Source organism: Rhodanobacter sp. KK11, from assembly GCF_033345435.1.
Taxonomy (GTDB): domain Bacteria; phylum Pseudomonadota; class Gammaproteobacteria; order Xanthomonadales; family Rhodanobacteraceae; genus Rhodanobacter.
The window spans coordinates 153,488-169,923 of the sequence record NZ_JAWPMI010000004.1; the positions used below are offsets into that span (position 1 = coordinate 153,488).

Here is a 16,436-nt window from a genome sequence, read left to right on the forward strand (position 1 = left end):
TTGCGCAGCGACTCATTCGTCCTCGGGCGTCCCGGAAACGACGCGCAACTCCGGAATGCCGCCGGGCGCGAGGTCCTGCAGCAGGTCCATGAAGCTCATGCCGACCAGGCGTTGCGCACGGCGCAGCAGCAGCGGTACCGGGCTCGACGGTTCGTTGCGGGTGTAGTAATCGCACAGCTCGTCGATGCGGCGCATCACGTCCTGCGGACCGGAAATCGCGCCGTTGGAGGCGCGCACTCCGCTGCCCCCGCCACCGCCTTCTTCACCGGTTGCGCCATCTTCAGCAGAACCTTCCGCCGGCAGGCGGCGCGCGAGCTGCGGATCCAGAAACTTCTTCAGTTCATAGATTTCGCTGAGCAGGGTCTTGAAATCCGGCCCGGCGGTGCCGACCCGATCATTGAAAATCGAGTCGATGGCCTTGGCGTTTTCCAGCGCCTGGCTGACGGCCGCCGTCACGGCAACCAGCTCCTCCTCGGCGCAGTCCATGCAGCAGGCTTCGATTTCGGTCATGCTCGCCTGCGGCTCGCCCTCGGTGGCGGCGACTTTCAGCGTGCCGTTGGCGATACGCAGGTCGCGCAGGTCGAAGCGGCCAAGGCGTGGCGATTGCACGAAAGGCGTCGTGCGGAAGTAGCGCAACGCTCCCTGCAGGTCGCCGAGCGGAACCACCGAATTGACCCGCATGGTCGGGTCGTTGTCGTCCTCGGCGTCCAGCTGCGGATGCACGGTGTCCCAGAAATGCTCCAGCAGGCCCCGGATCAGGCTGAGGCCCGCGTTCCAGCCCGGCATGCCCGACGTGCGGGTCCAGGCCGTGGTGAGGTGGACGGCAGCGCGCAGATCTTTCGACCTGAGCAGTACGGCCCGGGCCAGTTCGATGACCTTGTCCCAGTCGGGTTCTTCGGCCGCCTTGACGTTGTCGCCAATGGCGCGTTCGGCCTTCGGCGCGGCGGCGCGTTCGAGTGCGAGAAACTCGGGATCGTATTCCAGATCGTCGCCCGCCGGAGATTCGTCTCCGACCGGTGCCAACAAGGACTCAAGATCGTATTGCGCCATGGTTTCGCACCGCCTTCCGGGTGGGATTGTTCCATTATCACAAATTATTTGCGCAAAACCAGCAGGCGGCCGGTCCGGATTCGAATCGGCAATATCGCGGCGGCGCCGGCGAATGAATGGCGGGGGGATTTTGCCGGCGATATCGCGATAATCGGCTGCACGGCCTCGCGAAGGGAGGGCGATGCGCCGATCGTCAGGCACTCAGCCTTGCCGCGTGCGGCGGAATCGTTTCCATCGCACCCAGCGCCGCTCCATCCACAGCAAGGCCTGCCGCATCGGGCGGCGCAGGAAGGGCAGGTCCTGGGCCAGCAGCAACAGTCCGAGCGGCAGCATCCACAGGCCGAGGAACGGCAGGATGCTGAGGATGCCTCCGGCGATGAGCAGCAGTCCTGCGGGGATACGCACCCAGCGCGCAGACGGTTCGCGCAACCAGCGGAAGCTGCGGCCGATGCCTTGCGGCAATTCCCGCTCGAAGCGGTCGAGTTGCCGGTTGAGCCTGGCCTCGTCTTTGTCGATCATGCCGCAAAGCTTACCCCGTGCCGGAAAGCGCCATCGTATCGGCAAACCGGCAATCGCGGCCCGTGCCGGACGGGCGTCACTCTTCGTCTTCCGACGGGGGCGATACGTAGTTGGGGTCTTCCGAGTCGCGTGCATGGCGGATGGCGTTGCGCAGGCGCAAGTCGAGGTGGTCGAAGTCGAGGATGACCTTGCCCGAATGGATCGCCTTGACGGCCGACATCGGTACCACGAAGTCGCCGGCGTTCTCGATGTAGACCAGCAGTTCGGGCAGCCCATGCCGGATCTCGCGGACGGAACCGATGCCTTCGCGGCCGTCGGCGACGAAAACCATGGAACCCTCGTTGATCTGTTCGCGCATGTCATGATCCCCCGGGGCGGGTTGGCGGGAGGGGCTCCGCAAACGGCGGCGAGCCGTGGCGCATGATGGACACAGTCCTCGTCTCGGCACGGTGAAAATGGAAACTCTTGCGCCGGCCTGGCCGTGGCCCGATTCGCGGCTTGCGGGTCGGCTGTGGAAGAATGGAGAACCCGCCATCACGGATGGCCGAATCCGGCCGCGACTGTCGTCGCCGCCCCCCAGCGAATGAGCCCCATGCAAGCCATCGAAACCCTGATCGACGACGCCTTCGAACGCCGCAACGCGCTGACCCAGGCCGAGATCGAAACCCACCTGCGGCCGGCCATCGGCCAGGTGCTTGACCTGCTCGAAGCCGGCGAGCGCCGTGTCGCCGAGCCCGATGGCCACGGCGGCTGGACGGTGAGCCAGTGGATCAAGAAGGCGGTGCTGTTGTACTTCCGCATCAACGACAACCGCGTGGTCGACGGCGGCCCGGCGCAGGCGTTCGACAAGGTGCCGCTGCGCTTTGCCCACGGCAACGACGCCGAACTGCAGCAACTCGGCGCGCGCGTGGTGCCCGGCGCGCTGGTGCGCCGCGGCGCGCACATCGCGAAGGATGCGGTGCTGATGCCCAGCTACGTCAACATCGGTGCCTACGTCGGTGCCGGCACGATGGTCGACACTTGGGCCACGGTGGGCTCCTGCGCACAGATCGGTGCGGGCGTGCATCTGTCCGGCGGCGTCGGCATCGGCGGCGTGCTGGAGCCGCTGCAGGCCAACCCCACCATCATCGAGGACGGCTGCTTCATCGGCGCGCGCTCGGAAGTGGTCGAGGGGGTGGTGGTGGAGCGCGGCAGCGTGATCGGCATGGGCGTGTTCCTCGGCCAGTCCACCCGCATCTACAACCGCGCCACCGGCGAAGTCAGCTACGGCCGCGTGCCGGCCGGCAGCGTGGTGGTGGCCGGCAGCCTGCCGGCGAAGGACGGCAGCCACAGCCTGTACGCGGCGATCATCGTCAAGCAGGTGGACGAGAGGACCCGCAGCAAGACCAGCATCAACGAACTGCTCAGGAGCGGCGAATGAACCCTGTGTTGTACGGACTGCCCACCTGCGATACCTGCCGCAAGGCGCGCAACTGGCTGACCCGCTTCGAGGTGGCGCACGATTTCGTCGACTACCGCGCCAACCCGGTGCCGGCGGCGACGCTGAAGGACTGGGCGGCGCAGCTCGGCGGCTGGGAAAAACTGGTCAACAAGTCCTCCACCACCTGGCGCAACCTGCTGCCGCAGCGCAAGAACCCCGGCAGCGATCCGGAGTGGACGTTGCTGCTGAAGGAATATCCCGCGCTGATCCGCCGTCCGGTGGTGGTGCAGGGCGACGGCTCGGTAAGCGTGGGCTTCACCGACAACGGCTTCAAGAAACTGTTCGGGCGCTGACATGGCGATGCGCCTGTCGAAGATCGCGCTGCTGGCGACGATCGCGCTGTGGCTGGCGCTGGTCGCGTTCGGCAACCTCACCGACTACGGCAGCAACCTCGCCTTCGTGCAGCACGTGCTGGCGATGGATTCGATCTTCCCCGACGCCGCCATCCACTACCGCGCGATCCATGCGCCGCTGCTGCAGCATGCCGCGTACGTGCTGATCATCGCCGCCGAAACGCTGGCCGCCGTGCTGTGCGGCGCCGGCGCCTGGCGCATGTGGTGCGCACGCCGCACGCCGGCGGCGACGTTCCAGCGCGCCATGCGGCCCGCCGTGGCCGGACTCACGCTCGGCGTGTTGCTGTGGCTGGGCGGCTTCATGGCGATCGGCGGCGAATGGTTCGGCATGTGGATGTCCACGCAATGGAATGGCCTGGCCAGTGCCTTCCGCTTCGTGGTGGTGCTGCTGGCCGCGCTGATCTTCCTGGGCCAGCGCGACGCGGAAGGCGACCGCTGAAGGCGCTGCCGCGTGGCGCGCTTGCTATGCTGCGCCGGCGCCTACCGACCGTTTCGTGAAGCCCATGTCCGACGTGCTCGAACTCGCCCGTGACCTGATCCGCCGCCGCTCGGTGACGCCCGAGGATGCCGGCTGCCTGCCGCTGCTCGGCGGGCGGTTGGCGCGTGCCGGTTTTGCCGTCGAGTACCTGCGCTATGGCGACGTGGACAACCTGTGGGCCACCCACGGCGCGGGCAGTCCCACCCTGATCTTCCTTGGCCATACCGACGTGGTGCCGAGCGGACCGGAAGTCGCGTGGCAGAGCCCGCCGTTCGAACCGACCCTGCGCGATGGCCGTCTATACGGCCGCGGCGCCGCCGACATGAAAGGTTCCGTGGCGGCGATGGCGGTGGCGCTGGAGCAGTTCGTGGCGATGCATCCGGATCATCGCGGCCGGGTCGGACTGCTGCTGACCAGCGATGAGGAAGGTCCGACCAATCTCGATGGCGTGCGCAAGGTGGCGGAACGCTTCCGCGCCACCGGCGAGCGCATCGACTGGTGCGTGGTGGGCGAACCGTCGGCGAAGGAAAAGCTCGGCGACCTGATCCGCGTGGGCCGCCGCGGCTCGCTGTCCGGAACGCTCAGCGTGCGCGGCGTGCAAGGCCACGTGGCCTACCCGGAGAAGGCGCTGAACCCGATCCACGCATTCGCACCGGCCCTGGCCGAGCTGGCCACCGAGCGCTGGGACGAAGGCAACGACGACTTCCCGCCCACCTCGTTCCAGGTCTCCAACCTCAACGCCGGTACCGGCGCCAACAACGTGATCCCGGGCGGGCTCGTCGCCGCGATCAACTTCCGCTACTGCACCGCCAGCCGCGCCGACGACCTGCGTGCGCGCACCGAGGCGATCCTGCAGCGGCACGGCCTCGACTACGTGCTGGACTGGAACTTGAGCGGCATGCCTTTCCTCACGCCGCCCGGCGGCGTGCTGCGCGAGACCGTGGTGGCCGTATGTCGCGAGCTGTGCGGGATCGAACCCGAACAGAGCACCGGCGGCGGCACCTCGGACGGCCGCTTCATCGCGCCGCTCGGCGCCGAGGTGGTGGAGCTGGGGCCGGTCAACGCCAGCATCCACAAGGTGGACGAGTGGGTGGACGTGGCCGAGCTGGAACGCTTGCCGCAGCTGTACCGCGCGATCTGCGAGCGCCTGCTCTGAGTGCACTGGCCTCCCGGCGGAGGCTCGCCTACAGTGGAGCGCGTTGTCGTCGACCGGGCATCCGCGAGGGTGCCCGCACGGGAAGCCGCTGTATTCATCCACCAAGGAGAATCGCATGCGCAAGTTCGTGCTCGCCGTGGCGCTCGCCGCCGCCGGCTTGTCCAGCGCCGCCTGGGCCGCCACTGCTCCCACCGCTCCCCTGATCGAACGCGCCGCCTTGTTCGGCAATCCCAGCCGGGTGGCCGGCCGACTCAGTCCCGATGGGCACTGGCTGGCGTGGATCGCGCCGCGCGACGGCGTGCTCAACGTCTGGGTGGCGCCGATCGACCACCCCGACCAGGCGCGCGCGCTGACCGACGAGAAGACGCGGCCCATCCGCCAGTATTTCTGGGCGCCCGATTCCTCGTCCATCCTTTACGTCAACGACCAGGGTGGCGACGAGAACTTCCTGCTCTACAAGGTCGCGGTGAAGGGTGGCAAGGCCCAGTCGCTGACCGCGTTCCAGAAGACGCGGGTGGAAGTGATCGCCACCAGCGTGCACATCAAGGACCGCATCCTGATCGGCGTGAACAACCGCGACCCGCGCTGGCATGACGTGTACAGCGTGGACCTGAGGAACGGCAAGCTCACCCCGGTGTTCGAGAACACCGGTGACTACGCGGGCTTCACCGCCGACGACACGCTGACCCTGCGCCTGGCGACGAAGTCGCGCGCCGACGGAGGCACCGACTTCTACCGCTTCGCCGACGGCAAGGTGGAAGCCAAGCCGTTCGCCAGCGTGGGGCTGGACGATTCGCTGACCACGGCGCCGCTGGGCTTCACCACCGACGGCAAGACGCTGTACTGGCTCGATTCGCGCGGTCGCGACACCGCCGCGCTGGTCGCCCAGGACGTGGCCAGCGGCAAGACCACGGTGCTGGCGGAAAACCCCAGGGCCGACATCGGCGAGGTGCTCACCGACCCGCAGACGGGCCGCGCGCAGGCCTATGCCGCGGAATACCTGAAGACCGAGTGGAAGGCGATCGACCCGGCCATCCAGGGCGACCTCGATTTCCTAACGTCGCAGCTCAAGGGCAACCTCGGCATCGGTTCGCGCACCGACGCGGACGACGCCTGGACGGTGACGGTGGATCCGGTCACCGCGCCGGCCACCACCTACCTGTACCGGCGCAAGGCGAAGACGCTGGTGAAGCTGTTCGTGAACCGGCCGGAGCTGGAGAAGGCCACCTTGTCGCCGATGTATCCGCAGGAGATCGGCACCCGCGATGGCCTCACCGAGGTCTCCTACCTGACCCTGCCGGCCGGCAGCGACCAGGCGCATGCCGGGCGTCCCGACCGGCCGCTGCCGATGGTGCTGTTCGTGCACGGCGGTCCGTGGGCGCGCGACGGCTACGGCTACCACAGCTACCACCAGTGGCTGGCCAACCGCGGCTATGCCGTGCTGTCGGTGAACTACCGCGGTTCCACCGGGTTCGGCAAGCAGTACATCGCCGCGGGCGACCTGCAGTGGGCCGGCAAGATGCACGACGACCTGATCGACGCCGTGCAGTGGGCGGTGCAGAACCGCATTGCCGAAGCGGACAAGGTGGCCATCATGGGCGGCTCCTACGGCGGCTACGCCACCCTGGTCGGCCTCACCTTCACGCCCGACGCCTTCGCCTGCGGCGTGGACATCGTCGGCCCGTCCAATCTCGCCACCTTGCTGAAGACCATTCCGCCGTACTGGGAGGCGATCAAGCAGCAGTTCTACAAGCGCATGGGCGACCCCACCACCGAGGCCGGCCGGCAACTGCTGCACGACCGCTCACCGGTGTTCAGGGCGGCGGCGATCAAGCGGCCGTTGCTGATCGGGCAGGGCGCCAACGACCCGCGCGTGAACCAGGCCGAGTCGGACCAGATCGTGAAGGCGATGCAGGCCAGGCACATCCCGGTCACCTACGTGCTGTTCCCCGACGAGGGCCACGGCTTCGCGCGGCCCGAGAACAGCATCGCCTTCAACGCGGTGGCCGAGCAGTTCCTGGGTAAGTGCCTGGGCGGGCGGGTGGAGCCGATTGGCGGCGCGCTCGGCCCTTCCAGCGCCACCGTGCCGCACGGCAAGGAGTACGTGCCCGGCCTGTCGCAGGCGCTCGACGCGAAGCATTGAACGCGTAACGCCGCAGCAGGCGTCGCTCCTCGCGGCGCCTGCTGCGGCGGGCCGGCCGGGCGCCGCCTCGTCGGCGTGCGCCGCGGGTCAGGGCTGCCGTTCGTCCGCGCGGATCGCTGGCGGCGTGGCCTCGTCCGGCGCGGTGCCGCGCAGCCCCTTGCGGAAATCGGCGATGGCGCCGCCGAGGTCGCGGCCGACGTTGCGCAGCTTGCCGGTGCCGAACACCAGCAGCACCAGCACCAGCAGCACGATCCAGTGCGAAAAACTGTTCAGTCCGAGCATGGGTGGATTCTCGTCAGGGAAGAGGATGGGCTGGCGTCGCCGGCGAGGCAGATGCAGCCGGCGAGTGCGGCGTGGCCGGCAGGGCGAAGGATGCCGTGGCTGCGGCCAGGCACTGCAACGGGCCACGCGCGCCGGCGGCCTGGGCAGGGCAGCGGTAATCCAGCGTGGCCACCAGCGCGGGCGTGACTTCGTCGAAAGCGAGCACGGCGCCGCCGTGCTGGTGCACGAAGGTTTCCGCCGCCGCGCGGGTAGCGAACGGCGCCAGCGTCGGTCCCATCGATCCGGGCAGCGGCTGCCAGGCCACGTAGTAGGCACGGCGCGCGTCGATGAAGCTGGCTGCGGCATGGCTGGGCTGGCGCCAGTCGATATGCGCGCTGTCCTGCACGTACAGCTCCTGCAGCGCGGACTGGTTCTCCGGCTGCAGCACGTAAGCAAAGAAGTCGCGGGTGGAATCGAACACCAGCGGCTTGGTGCGTCCGCTTACCCAGGCTTCCGCGCGCGGGCCGGGCGAGCCGTCCAGGTACATGCCGCACACCGCGCAGGCGTCGTCCGGATGTGTATCGACCGCGTGCTGGGCGGGGGCGTGGCCACCGCCGCAGCCGGCGAGCAGGGCCAGCGCCAGGACCAGCGCGGGCGGGCGGGTGCAGTGGCTGCGCATGCGATTCTCCTCAGACTTCCTTGCGCCGGAACGCGAACAGCGCCCACGCGAATGGCAGCACCGCCCAGGTCAGCATCACCAGGCCCAGCAGCAGCGGCGGGTAGCCGTGGTGGGCGGTCATCCCGGTGAGCAGGTCATTGCCGGCGCCGTCGCCCAGCGCGGTGAGGTTGACCAGGCGGAACACATCGACCGGGTTGAGCAGCAGCAGGTACGGATACACCGCCCGCTCCACCGGGTTGCCGCCGCTGACCACCAGCAGCGCCAGCAGCGCGAGGTCGAACAGCACCACGCTGGCCAGCCAGCCGATCAGTGCCAGGCCGGCGGCGCGCGACTTGTCGGCAGTCTGCACGCTGATCAGACAGGCCAGCCCGACGAAACAGGCGCCCAGCAGCGAGGCGCTGAGGATGAAGCGGCCGATGTGCAGCCACGCCTGCAGCGTCTGCGCAGGCGGCTGCATCCACTGCATGATCGCCACCGCCAGGCCGAAACCGGCTAGCGTGGCGGCGGCCAGTGCGCCGCAGTGGCCGAGGAACTTGCCGGCCACCAGCTGGCCGCGCGAGAGCGGGTAGCTCAGCATCAGCAGCAAGGTGCCGTCGTCGCGCTCGCCGACGATGGCGTCGTAGGCGATCAGCAGGCCGATCAGCGGGATCACGAACGCGCCCAGCGTGGTCAGGCTGGCCAGCGTGGCGTCGAACGAGGTGAAGCCCACGCGGCCGGCGGCGGCGCTGCCGAACCAGGCAATGCCCAGCGCCAGCAGCGCAAACAGGATGGTCAGCGCCACTGTCCAGCGGTTGCGGAAGTCGTCGCGGAATTCCTTCCCGGCGACGGTCAGCACGGTGTTCATGCGCAGGCCTCCGCCATGCTGTGCTGGCCGGCGCCCAGCCAGTCGTAGAGCTGCGCCAGGGTAGGCTCGCGCACGTCGAGGTCGGCCACCGCGGGGTCGGCCAGCAGTTCACGCAGCACCGGCAGCTTGCCGGCGCGCGGCACCTGCAGTTCCAGCAGGCCGTCCGGGCGCAGCAGAGCAGGCAGGCCGCGCGCGTCCAGCCGGACCAGCAGCCCGCTGGCGGCGTCCTCGCGCGGGCGCAGCAGCAGGCGTGCGGGCAGCGCAGCCTGTTCGCCCAGTGCATCGAGGCTGCCGGCAGCGAGCAGGCGGCCCTGGCGCAGGATCAGCGCGCCGTCGATGTGCGGCTCCAGCTCGGCCAGCAGGTGCGAGGAGAGCAGCACGCTGCGCCCGTCCGCGCGCAGCTCGCCGACGATGCGGTACAGCTCGCGCGAGGCCTGCGGGTCGAGCCCGGTGGTCGGCTCGTCCAGCAGCACCAGTTCCGGCGAGCCCAGCAATGCCTGGGCCAGGCCGAGGCGCTGGCGCATGCCTTTGGAATAGGTGCCGATGCGCCGGTCGGCGGCGTGCGCCAGGCCCACGCGCTCCAGCAGCGCCGCGACCTGGCCGCGCGGCGCCTGCTTCAGCCGGGCCAGGTAGTCGAGCAGTTCGCGCCCGCTGAGGCTGGCGTAGAAGGTGGCGTTCTCGGGCAGGTAGCCGATGCGCCGGCGCAGCGCGTGCGCGCGCCACGGCGACTGGCCGAGCACCTCCAGGCGGCCGTCGCTGGGTGCGATCAGGCCAAGAATGAGTTTGATCAGGGTGGACTTGCCGGCGCCGTTGTGGCCGAGCAGGCCGATCACCCGGCCGCGCGGCACGCAGGCGCTGATGCCGTCGAGCGCGGCGAGCGCGCCGTAGCGCTTGGCCAGCGCCTCGAATTCAATCGCGTGGTTCATGGTCGGGCCGGAAGGAGGAGGGGGCTTGCATCAGCGGGCGGCTGTCCTGCACCGACGGCGGCGTGAATACCGGGAACGCGCGCTGCACGTAGCGCAGCAGCAGCACCGAGGGGCTGGACATCAGGTTGCGCGCGGAGGGGTATTTCCACAGCAGCACGTCGACGCCGTCGTTGGGACGGAACGGCACGTCGCCGATGCCGTCGGCGTCCAGGTCCCAGCCGAGGTAGTCGCTCCAGAAATTGCCGCGGCCGTGCGCCGACCACTCCTGGGCGAGGTTCTGCACGTATTTCACCTGGATGCGGTTGTCCACGAAGCGGTTGCTCCACAGGCGGTTGTTCTCCGAGCCGGCGGTCACGTGGATGCCGATCTGCGAGTCGGCGACGACGTTGTCGTGGAAGTCGTTGAACTGCGACAGGTAGACGAACAGGCCCTTGCCCTCGGTGCCCTCGACGGTGCCGCCGGCGTCGTCGCGCTGGCCGTCGATGCGGTGCACGCGGTTGCCGGCGATCTCGCTGTGCGCGATGTAGTTGAGCAGGAAGCCGTAGGATTGCTCGTCCTCGGAACTGTTGCCGATCACCTTCAGGTGGTGCGAGGACATCAGCGCGTAGCCGGCCAGGTTGCCGCGGCTGACGTTGTCCAGCAGCAGGTTGTCCTGGGAATACATGTAGTGGATGCCGTAGCGCACGCCGTGCACCACGTTGCGCGCGATGGTGTTGTGCGGGCTGACGTAGACGTAGATGCCGTCGCGCGAGTCGGCCACGTCGTTGTCCTCGATGGTGCAGCCGGTGTCGTTCCACATATGGATGCCGTCGCCGCGGTCGGCCACGCGCAGCGAGCGCATGCCGCGGATCACGTTGCGCGCGACCCGCACGTTGGACGCGCCGTCGAGGTAGACGCCGAACAGGCTCTGCTCGATGCGGTTGCCCTCCAGCGTGACGTCGCGCGCCTGGCGCTCGACGAAGATGCCGGCGTTCGTCGCAGTGAGGTCGGTGCCGCTGCGGCGCACGGTCAGGCCGCGCACGGTGACGTTGGTGGCGGCGATGCGCACGACGTCGCCTGAGCCGCCGCCATCGAGGATCGCGCCGGGTTCGCCGACGAGGGTGATCGGCTTGTCCAGCTTGAGGTGCACCGCGTGCACGCCGGCCGGTACGCTGATGGTGGCGCCCGGCGCCGCCGCCGCCACCCGCTGCTCCAGCGGCTCGCGCGCCGGCGCCGCCAGCGGCAATGCCAGCATCAGGACCGCGAGGAAACGAAGTGCATGCATGGGAAAGGAGATCCGCTCGTGCCGCCGCGCACTGCGCGGCGGCACAACGCGGCTCAGGCCTCGACCAGCATCCGCCCGCTCATCTCCATGTGCATCGCATGGCAGAAGAACGTGCAGTAGTACCAGAACACCCCCGCCTTGTCGGCGGTGAAGGTGGCCGAGGCGGTGGCGCCGGGGCTGATCTCCATGTTGATGCCGTAGTTGACGATGCAGAAGCCGTGGCTGACGTCCTCCACCGCGTCGATGTTGGTCACCACCACGGTCACCTCGTCGCCCTTCTTCACCTGGAAGCTGCCCATGCTGAAGATCGGCGCGGCCGAGGTCATGTAGACGAACACCTTGCGGCCTTCGCGGATGACCTTGCTGTCGGACAGCACGTTGACGCCGTGGCGCTTGGCCATCGCCACCGTCTCGGCGAAGAACGGGTCGTCGCGGTCCCAGCTCTTCTTCACCTTGTCGATCAGCAGCCGCCGGTGCAGCAGGATCACGTCGTGCGGCTCGGCGTAGACCGGGCCGTCGGCGACCAGCTTCATGGTCTCGCCGGAGATGTCGATCAGCTGATCGTTGTCCGGGTGCAGCGGGCCGGTGGGCAGGAAGCGGTCCTTGGAGAACTTGTTCAGCGACACCAGCCACTTGCCGTCGGCGTCGCGCGTCTCGCCCATCGAGGTGTGGCAATGGCCGGGCTGGTAGGCCACGTCGATCTTCTGGCGCAGGTAGTTGACCTTCTTGCCGTCGTGGGCGGCGATCGCGTCGGCGATGTTCCACTTGGCGATCTGGCTGTCGATGAACAGCGTGGTGTACGCGTTGCCGCGGCCGTCGTAGGCGGTATGCAGCGGGCCCAGGCCCAGCTCCGGCTCGGCCACCACCACGTCGCGCGGGTCCTTCAGCTTGCCGGCGAACCAGTCGTCGATGCGGCTCCACTCCATCACGCTGACGGTGGGCGACAGCTTGCCGTTGGCCACCACGTACTTGCCGTCGGGGCTGGCGTTGATGCCGTGCGGGTTCTTCGGGATCGGGATGTACAGCGTGAACGCGGAGCCGTGGCGGCCGTCCAGCACCGGCACCTTCGAGCTGCCGATGGTCTTGAACTTGCCCTGCTTCACTGCCTCCTCGATGCGCGCGATGTTGAACACCACCACCCAGTCGCGCTCGGCCTGCATCGTGCTGGGCAGGTCCACGCCCTTCTCGCTGTTGTAGCAGGTGGAGATGGCGTACTTGCCGGCGTAGTCAGCCTCGGTGTTGTCCAGGTTGCCGTCCACCAGCACCTGCCAGGCGACTTCCATGGTGTCGCCGTCGATGGCGCTGAACATGGTCTGGTACTTGTCGGGGTCGTCCAGGTCGCGGCCGTCGTTCGGCGCCGGGATCAGGAACTCGCCGTTGGCGAACACGTAGCCGGTGCGCGGCGCGCGCTGCACGCGCAGGCCGTGGATCGCCTGCACGTTGGGTACGTCGATGATGCGGTCGGTGCGCATCACGTCGCAGCGGATGCGCGCCACGCGGGTGTGCGCCTTGTCGTTGATGAAGATGTAGCGGCCGTCGTAGTGGCCGTCGGTCTGGCTCATGTGCGGGTGGTGGCAGTCGCCGCCGGGCGGGAAGTTCGGCCCCAGCACGCGCTTGCTCTCGTTGGTGACGCCCCAGCCGATGGTGAAGTCGGGGTTGAACACCGGGATGCGCATCAGCTCGCGCATCGAGGGCACGCCGACCAGGCGCACCTCGCCGGACTGGCCGCCGCTCCAGAAGCCGTAGTACTCGTCGAGCTGGCCGGGCGGCACGTGGTCGGAAGCCGCTGCGTGCTCACCTTTTTCGTGTCGGCGCTTGTCCTCATGCTCGTCGCCGTCCACGCCGGCGTGCTCGCCGTTGCGGCCGCAAGCCGCCAGCGCCAGTCCCGCCGCGCCGGCGAGGCCAGCCAGTGCGCTGGTCTTCATGAAGTTGCGGCGTGCAGGGTTGCCCGGTTCCGCAGTTTGTCCGGACTGGCCGGGTTGGTTGCTCGATTCGTCGTGCATGGCGCTCCATCCCTTTGGATAGGTGGTGGGTCAGTCGGCGACCTTCGCCGGCTCATGGGTTGCCGGCGTCGCCGCCGGGGTGATCGTCAGCACCGGGGTGGGCAGCGGCCGCGCGGCGCGCTCGTGCTTCTTGCGGCGCTCCACCAGCGGCGGGCACTTCTGGTCGTTGGCGTAGGTGACCTGGCAGTCCAGGCAGTAGTGGCATTCGTTGAAGTTGATCTGGCCGATCGCGTTGATCGCCTTCACTTCGCACTCGTTGGCGCAGATCTGGCAGGGACGGCCGCATTCCTTGCGCCGGCGCAGCCACTCGAACAGGTGCCAGCGACCGGACACCGCCAGCCCGGCGCCCAGCGGACACACGTAGCGGCAGTAGAACTTGTTGTTGAACGCCGCCATCGCCACCAGCGCCACGGCATAGAGCACGTAGCCCCAGGAGCGGGCGAAGTGCAGCGTGATGGCGGTCTTGAACGGCTCGATCTCGGCGTAGTGCTCGGCCAGGTTGAGCGACTGCAGCGACATGCCGAACAGCACCAGCAGCACGATGTACTTGATCGCCCACAGCCGCTCGTGCAGGTACTGCGGCACCTCGAACTGCGGCACGTGCAGCCGGCGCGCCAGCTTGTTCACCAGCACCTGCAGCGCGCCGAACGGGCACAGCCAGCCGCAGTAGATGCCACGCCCGAGCAGCAGCAACGTGGCGGCCACGAACACCCACAGGATGAACACCAGCGGATCCATCAGGAAGGTGGACCAGTGGAAGCCGTGCAGCACCGCCTGGATGAAGGTGAGGATGTTCACCACCGACAGCTGCGCCAGCCCGTACCAGCCGATGAACACCAGCGTGTAGATCAGGAAGCCCACGCGCAGGCGTTCGAGCAGGTGCGGGCGCGTCACGATCCAGTCCTGGAACATCAGGATCAGGGTGAGCACGCTGAGCCCCGCCACCAGCAGCGCGATATCGACGCGCCGTCCGTGCCACACCTTCTGCCACAGCGGCGCGTCGGCCGGCAGTGCGTCGACATCCGTCGCGGCCGCCGCTTCCGGACGCGTGGTGTAGGCCGGCGGCATGCGGTAGTCGCGGGTGAAGGTGTGGTAGATGCTCTGCAGCGGGCCGACCTGGCGATTCACCAACAGCTGCAGCGTCCACGGCCGCGTCGCGTCGAAGCCGCTGCCGCCGCCACGCACGATGAAGATCGCCTGCTCGACGAACGCCGGCTTGCCACGCAGCGGGGTGTCGTTCAACGGCACCAGGTCGGTGTCCTTGAACAGCACCAGCTTGCCGTCCTGCAGCAGGTGCACGCGGTCGAAGATGCCGCCGCGCACGTAGCCCACGCCCTTGAACGAGTAGATGCCGTTGGCCATCACCGCGATCGCCGAGTCGCCGGGCTTGAGCAGCTTCATCAGGTCGGCATGGGCCACCTCACCGAGCAGGTTGCGGCCCACCGTCGGCGGGGTGACGTCGGCGAAGTACAGGTCGATGAAGCTGTCCGCGCCGTGGCCGGGCGCCGGCGCGGTAGGGTCGTCGACCAGGCCGCTCTCCGGCTGGCCCTTGAAGGCGTCGATCACCTCCTGCCGGGTCAGCTGCAGGTGGCCGATCGCGCCGTTGCCGGTCAGCGCCTGCCAGTCGGCCGGCACGAAGTAGTCGGCGCGCACCTGCGCGGCGGCCGCGCCGGTGTCGACGGCGCCGGCGATCAGCTTGCGCGAGGCGGCCACCTTCAGCGCCGAGTTCATGATGGTCTCGTTGGCCACCATCGAGGTCACCGTGGCGCTGCTGATCGCGTCGATGCGCACGCTGCCGCTGCCGCCGCCGCCGACCACGATCTGGTCGTCCACGCGGTGACCGATGTAGCGAGCCACGAAGTCGTACAGCTTCTGCACCGGGATGCCGACCAGGAGGATCGGCTCGTGCTGCTCCAGCACGCGGACGTCGCGGATGCTGCCGTCGGTGCCGATCGACACCAGCATGTTGATCGGCGCGCCGGAGTAGGCCGGCACCGGCGCCACCATCACCGTCTCGAACACGTAACCGATCACCTGGTCGCCGTGGTACACGGCCGCGGCGGGCGGATCGCCCTCGACGTCGCCGAAGCGGTCGGCCTGCGGGAACACCTGGTGCAGCTGCGGATACTTCGCGTCGATGCCGGCCAGCGCCGCGGAGGCGGGCAGCAGCAACGCCAGCGCGAGCAGCAGCCGGGCGATGAGTGAGCGTGCGTCGCGCATCAGGCCGGCTCCGCCGTGCCGGCGATCAGCGGCAGTTCGCGCGAACGCCAGCGTTGCTCGCCGGTACGCGAGAACGCGAGCCACTGGTGGTCCTGCGCCGCCATCAGCGCAGACAGCTGCGGCCGCACCAGCGAGAACGCCGCGGTGCTCATGCCGTCGGCCAGCACGGAACGTTGCGCCATCACGGTGACGCTCGAATAGCTTTGCGGCGACCAGCCGGTGCGCGGGTTGACGATGTGGAACAGGCGCCGGTCGGCGGAGAAGAACACGCGGTAGTTGCCCGAGGTGGACAGCGCCGCGTTGCGCAACTGCAGCACCGCCGCCACCCGGCTCGTGTCGCGCGGATCGACGATGCCCACGTTCCAGTGCCGCCCGGGGTCGTTGCCGCTGATCGCCTGGATGTCGCCGCCGGCGTCGATCAGGCCGTACTCGATGCCTGCCGCGCGCAGCGCCGCGATGCCCTGGTCGACCACGTGGCCCTTGGCGATGCCGTCCAGAGTGATCGCCATGCCGGGGCGCAGCAGCCGCGCGCCGCGTGCGTCCAGCACGAGGTCGCGGTAGCCGACCAGCGCGTCGCGGTCCTCGGCTGCGCGCCGTTCGTGCGCGTCGGTGCGGCTCGCGCCGCGCAGCGTTTCGAAGTAGCGCAGCACCGGCAGCACGGTGACGTCGAACGCGCCCCCGGTCAGCGCCGACAGCGACAGCGCCTCGCGCAGCACCGCGTGCAGGTTCGCCGGCACCAGCGCCAGCCGGCCGTCGCGGTTCAGCCGCGCCAGCGGGCTGGCCGGGTCGAAGCGGGTCAGCTCGGCGGCGGTCGCGGCCATCCGCGCGAACGCCGCCTCGATCGCCGCACCCGCGGCCTGTACGTCGTCGGACATGCAGGTCACCGAAACGGAGGTCTGCATCAGCGTGCGCTCGAGGCGCACCTGCCACAGGTTCTGCTTGCGCCTGAGCACCGCCCAGCCGCCGCCGGCCAGCAGGCCGCCGGCCAGCGCGAGCCGGCCGGTCTGCCGCAACCAGTGGCGGCGCGTGGGGGAGTGCAGGTCGTCGGGGTCGTTGCAGT

The 16,436-nt window shown here is 68.9% G+C and carries 15 protein-coding genes and 1 pseudogene; 5 read left to right on the forward strand and 11 right to left on the reverse strand.

The features are described 5' to 3' along the window. Positions 1 to 12: 12 nt before the first annotated feature. The 3 genes from tssA to R5H19_RS11185 all read right to left on the reverse strand — a co-directional run bounded on the left by tssA (position 13) and on the right by R5H19_RS11185 (position 1,927). A complete protein-coding gene (gene tssA, locus R5H19_RS11175; protein WP_318159080.1) occupies positions 13 to 1,050 on the reverse strand; it encodes a type VI secretion system protein TssA in 1,038 nt (345 codons plus the stop codon). Positions 1,051 to 1,251: 201 nt separating this feature from the next. Then, positions 1,252 to 1,569 carry a hypothetical protein gene (locus R5H19_RS11180; RefSeq protein ID WP_318159081.1) on the reverse strand — a complete coding sequence of 106 codons (318 nt, stop codon included), beginning with the start codon at positions 1,567 to 1,569 and terminating at the stop codon, positions 1,252 to 1,254. A gap of 76 nt (positions 1,570 to 1,645) precedes the next feature. After that, positions 1,646 to 1,927, reverse strand: a complete 282-nt coding sequence (locus R5H19_RS11185; protein WP_318159082.1) for a hypothetical protein — start codon at positions 1,925 to 1,927, stop codon at positions 1,646 to 1,648. A gap of 234 nt (positions 1,928 to 2,161) precedes the next feature. Between R5H19_RS11185 and dapD the strand changes: the two genes are divergently transcribed. The 5 genes and pseudogenes from dapD to R5H19_RS11210 all read left to right on the forward strand — a co-directional run bounded on the left by dapD (position 2,162) and on the right by R5H19_RS11210 (position 7,179). Next, positions 2,162 to 2,989: a 2,3,4,5-tetrahydropyridine-2,6-dicarboxylate N-succinyltransferase gene (gene dapD / locus R5H19_RS11190; protein ID WP_318159083.1), complete on the forward strand. Its 828-nt coding sequence runs from the start codon at positions 2,162 to 2,164 to the stop codon at positions 2,987 to 2,989. Continuing rightward, positions 2,986 to 3,342 carry a Spx/MgsR family RNA polymerase-binding regulatory protein gene (locus R5H19_RS11195; RefSeq protein WP_318159084.1) on the forward strand — a complete coding sequence of 119 codons (357 nt, stop codon included), beginning with the start codon at positions 2,986 to 2,988 and terminating at the stop codon, positions 3,340 to 3,342. Before dapD ends, R5H19_RS11195 begins: the two co-directional genes overlap by 4 nt. A 1-nt stretch (position 3,343) precedes the next feature. Further along, positions 3,344 to 3,841, forward strand: coding sequence for a DUF2165 domain-containing protein (locus R5H19_RS11200; protein WP_318159085.1), 498 nt, complete (start codon positions 3,344 to 3,346; stop codon positions 3,839 to 3,841). A 64-nt stretch (positions 3,842 to 3,905) separates the two neighbouring features. Further along, positions 3,906 to 5,036 (forward strand): succinyl-diaminopimelate desuccinylase, encoded by a 1,131-nt coding sequence (gene dapE / locus R5H19_RS11205; RefSeq protein WP_318159527.1) that lies wholly within the window; start codon positions 3,906 to 3,908, stop codon positions 5,034 to 5,036. A 92-nt stretch (positions 5,037 to 5,128) separates the two neighbouring features. Then, positions 5,129 to 7,179 (forward strand): annotated as a pseudogene (locus R5H19_RS11210) (S9 family peptidase). Between the two features lie 87 nt (positions 7,180 to 7,266). Here the strand turns inward: R5H19_RS11210 and tatA are convergent. From tatA to R5H19_RS11250, 8 genes are read right to left on the reverse strand one after another with little or no spacing between them, the layout of a single operon-like run. Then, entirely contained in the window at positions 7,267 to 7,461 is a 195-nt protein-coding gene (gene tatA, locus R5H19_RS11215; protein WP_318159086.1) for a twin-arginine translocase TatA/TatE family subunit, read from the reverse strand. 13 nt (positions 7,462 to 7,474) lie between these two features. After that, a complete protein-coding gene (locus R5H19_RS11220; protein ID WP_318159087.1) occupies positions 7,475 to 8,119 on the reverse strand; it encodes a nitrous oxide reductase accessory protein NosL in 645 nt (214 codons plus the stop codon). A gap of 10 nt (positions 8,120 to 8,129) precedes the next feature. Beyond that, positions 8,130 to 8,963, reverse strand: coding sequence for an ABC transporter permease subunit (locus R5H19_RS11225; RefSeq protein ID WP_318159088.1), 834 nt, complete (start codon positions 8,961 to 8,963; stop codon positions 8,130 to 8,132). Next, positions 8,960 to 9,889 carry an ABC transporter ATP-binding protein gene (locus R5H19_RS11230; protein ID WP_318159089.1) on the reverse strand — a complete coding sequence of 310 codons (930 nt, stop codon included), beginning with the start codon at positions 9,887 to 9,889 and terminating at the stop codon, positions 8,960 to 8,962. The genes R5H19_RS11225 and R5H19_RS11230 overlap by 4 nt, the downstream gene beginning before the upstream one ends. Then, a complete protein-coding gene (locus tag R5H19_RS11235) occupies positions 9,873 to 11,153 on the reverse strand; it encodes a nitrous oxide reductase family maturation protein NosD (protein WP_318159090.1) in 1,281 nt (426 codons plus the stop codon). The genes R5H19_RS11230 and R5H19_RS11235 overlap by 17 nt, the downstream gene beginning before the upstream one ends. A gap of 53 nt (positions 11,154 to 11,206) precedes the next feature. Continuing rightward, complete coding sequence (gene nosZ, locus R5H19_RS11240) at positions 11,207 to 13,156, reverse strand: TAT-dependent nitrous-oxide reductase (RefSeq protein ID WP_318159091.1); 1,950 nt, start codon at positions 13,154 to 13,156, stop codon at positions 11,207 to 11,209. A 30-nt stretch (positions 13,157 to 13,186) separates the two neighbouring features. Further along, positions 13,187 to 15,376: a 4Fe-4S binding protein gene (locus R5H19_RS11245; RefSeq protein WP_318159092.1), complete on the reverse strand. Its 2,190-nt coding sequence runs from the start codon at positions 15,374 to 15,376 to the stop codon at positions 13,187 to 13,189. After that, a complete protein-coding gene (locus R5H19_RS11250) occupies positions 15,376 to 16,416 on the reverse strand; it encodes an FAD:protein FMN transferase (protein ID WP_318159528.1) in 1,041 nt (346 codons plus the stop codon). The genes R5H19_RS11245 and R5H19_RS11250 overlap by 1 nt, the downstream gene beginning before the upstream one ends. Positions 16,417 to 16,436 lie beyond the last annotated feature (20 nt).

Coding starts and splice junctions, on each gene's coding strand:
- R5H19_RS11220 (WP_318159087.1), bottom strand. CDS start 8,119: ATGCGCAGCCACTGCACCCGCCCGCCCGCGCTGGTCCTGGCGCTGGCC.
- R5H19_RS11235 (WP_318159090.1), bottom strand. CDS start 11,153: ATGCATGCACTTCGTTTCCTCGCGGTCCTGATGCTGGCATTGCCGCTG.
- R5H19_RS11245 (WP_318159092.1), bottom strand. CDS start 15,376: ATGCGCGACGCACGCTCACTCATCGCCCGGCTGCTGCTCGCGCTGGCG.
- tssA (WP_318159080.1), bottom strand. CDS start 1,050: ATGGCGCAATACGATCTTGAGTCCTTGTTGGCACCGGTCGGAGACGAA.
- R5H19_RS11230 (WP_318159089.1), bottom strand. CDS start 9,889: ATGAACCACGCGATTGAATTCGAGGCGCTGGCCAAGCGCTACGGCGCG.
- dapD (WP_318159083.1), top strand. CDS start 2,162: ATGCAAGCCATCGAAACCCTGATCGACGACGCCTTCGAACGCCGCAAC.
- R5H19_RS11200 (WP_318159085.1), top strand. CDS start 3,344: ATGGCGATGCGCCTGTCGAAGATCGCGCTGCTGGCGACGATCGCGCTG.
- R5H19_RS11195 (WP_318159084.1), top strand. CDS start 2,986: ATGAACCCTGTGTTGTACGGACTGCCCACCTGCGATACCTGCCGCAAG.
- R5H19_RS11225 (WP_318159088.1), bottom strand. CDS start 8,963: ATGAACACCGTGCTGACCGTCGCCGGGAAGGAATTCCGCGACGACTTC.
- R5H19_RS11185 (WP_318159082.1), bottom strand. CDS start 1,927: ATGCGCGAACAGATCAACGAGGGTTCCATGGTTTTCGTCGCCGACGGC.
- nosZ (WP_318159091.1), bottom strand. CDS start 13,156: ATGCACGACGAATCGAGCAACCAACCCGGCCAGTCCGGACAAACTGCG.
- dapE (WP_318159527.1), top strand. CDS start 3,906: ATGTCCGACGTGCTCGAACTCGCCCGTGACCTGATCCGCCGCCGCTCG.
- R5H19_RS11180 (WP_318159081.1), bottom strand. CDS start 1,569: ATGATCGACAAAGACGAGGCCAGGCTCAACCGGCAACTCGACCGCTTC.
- tatA (WP_318159086.1), bottom strand. CDS start 7,461: ATGCTCGGACTGAACAGTTTTTCGCACTGGATCGTGCTGCTGGTGCTG.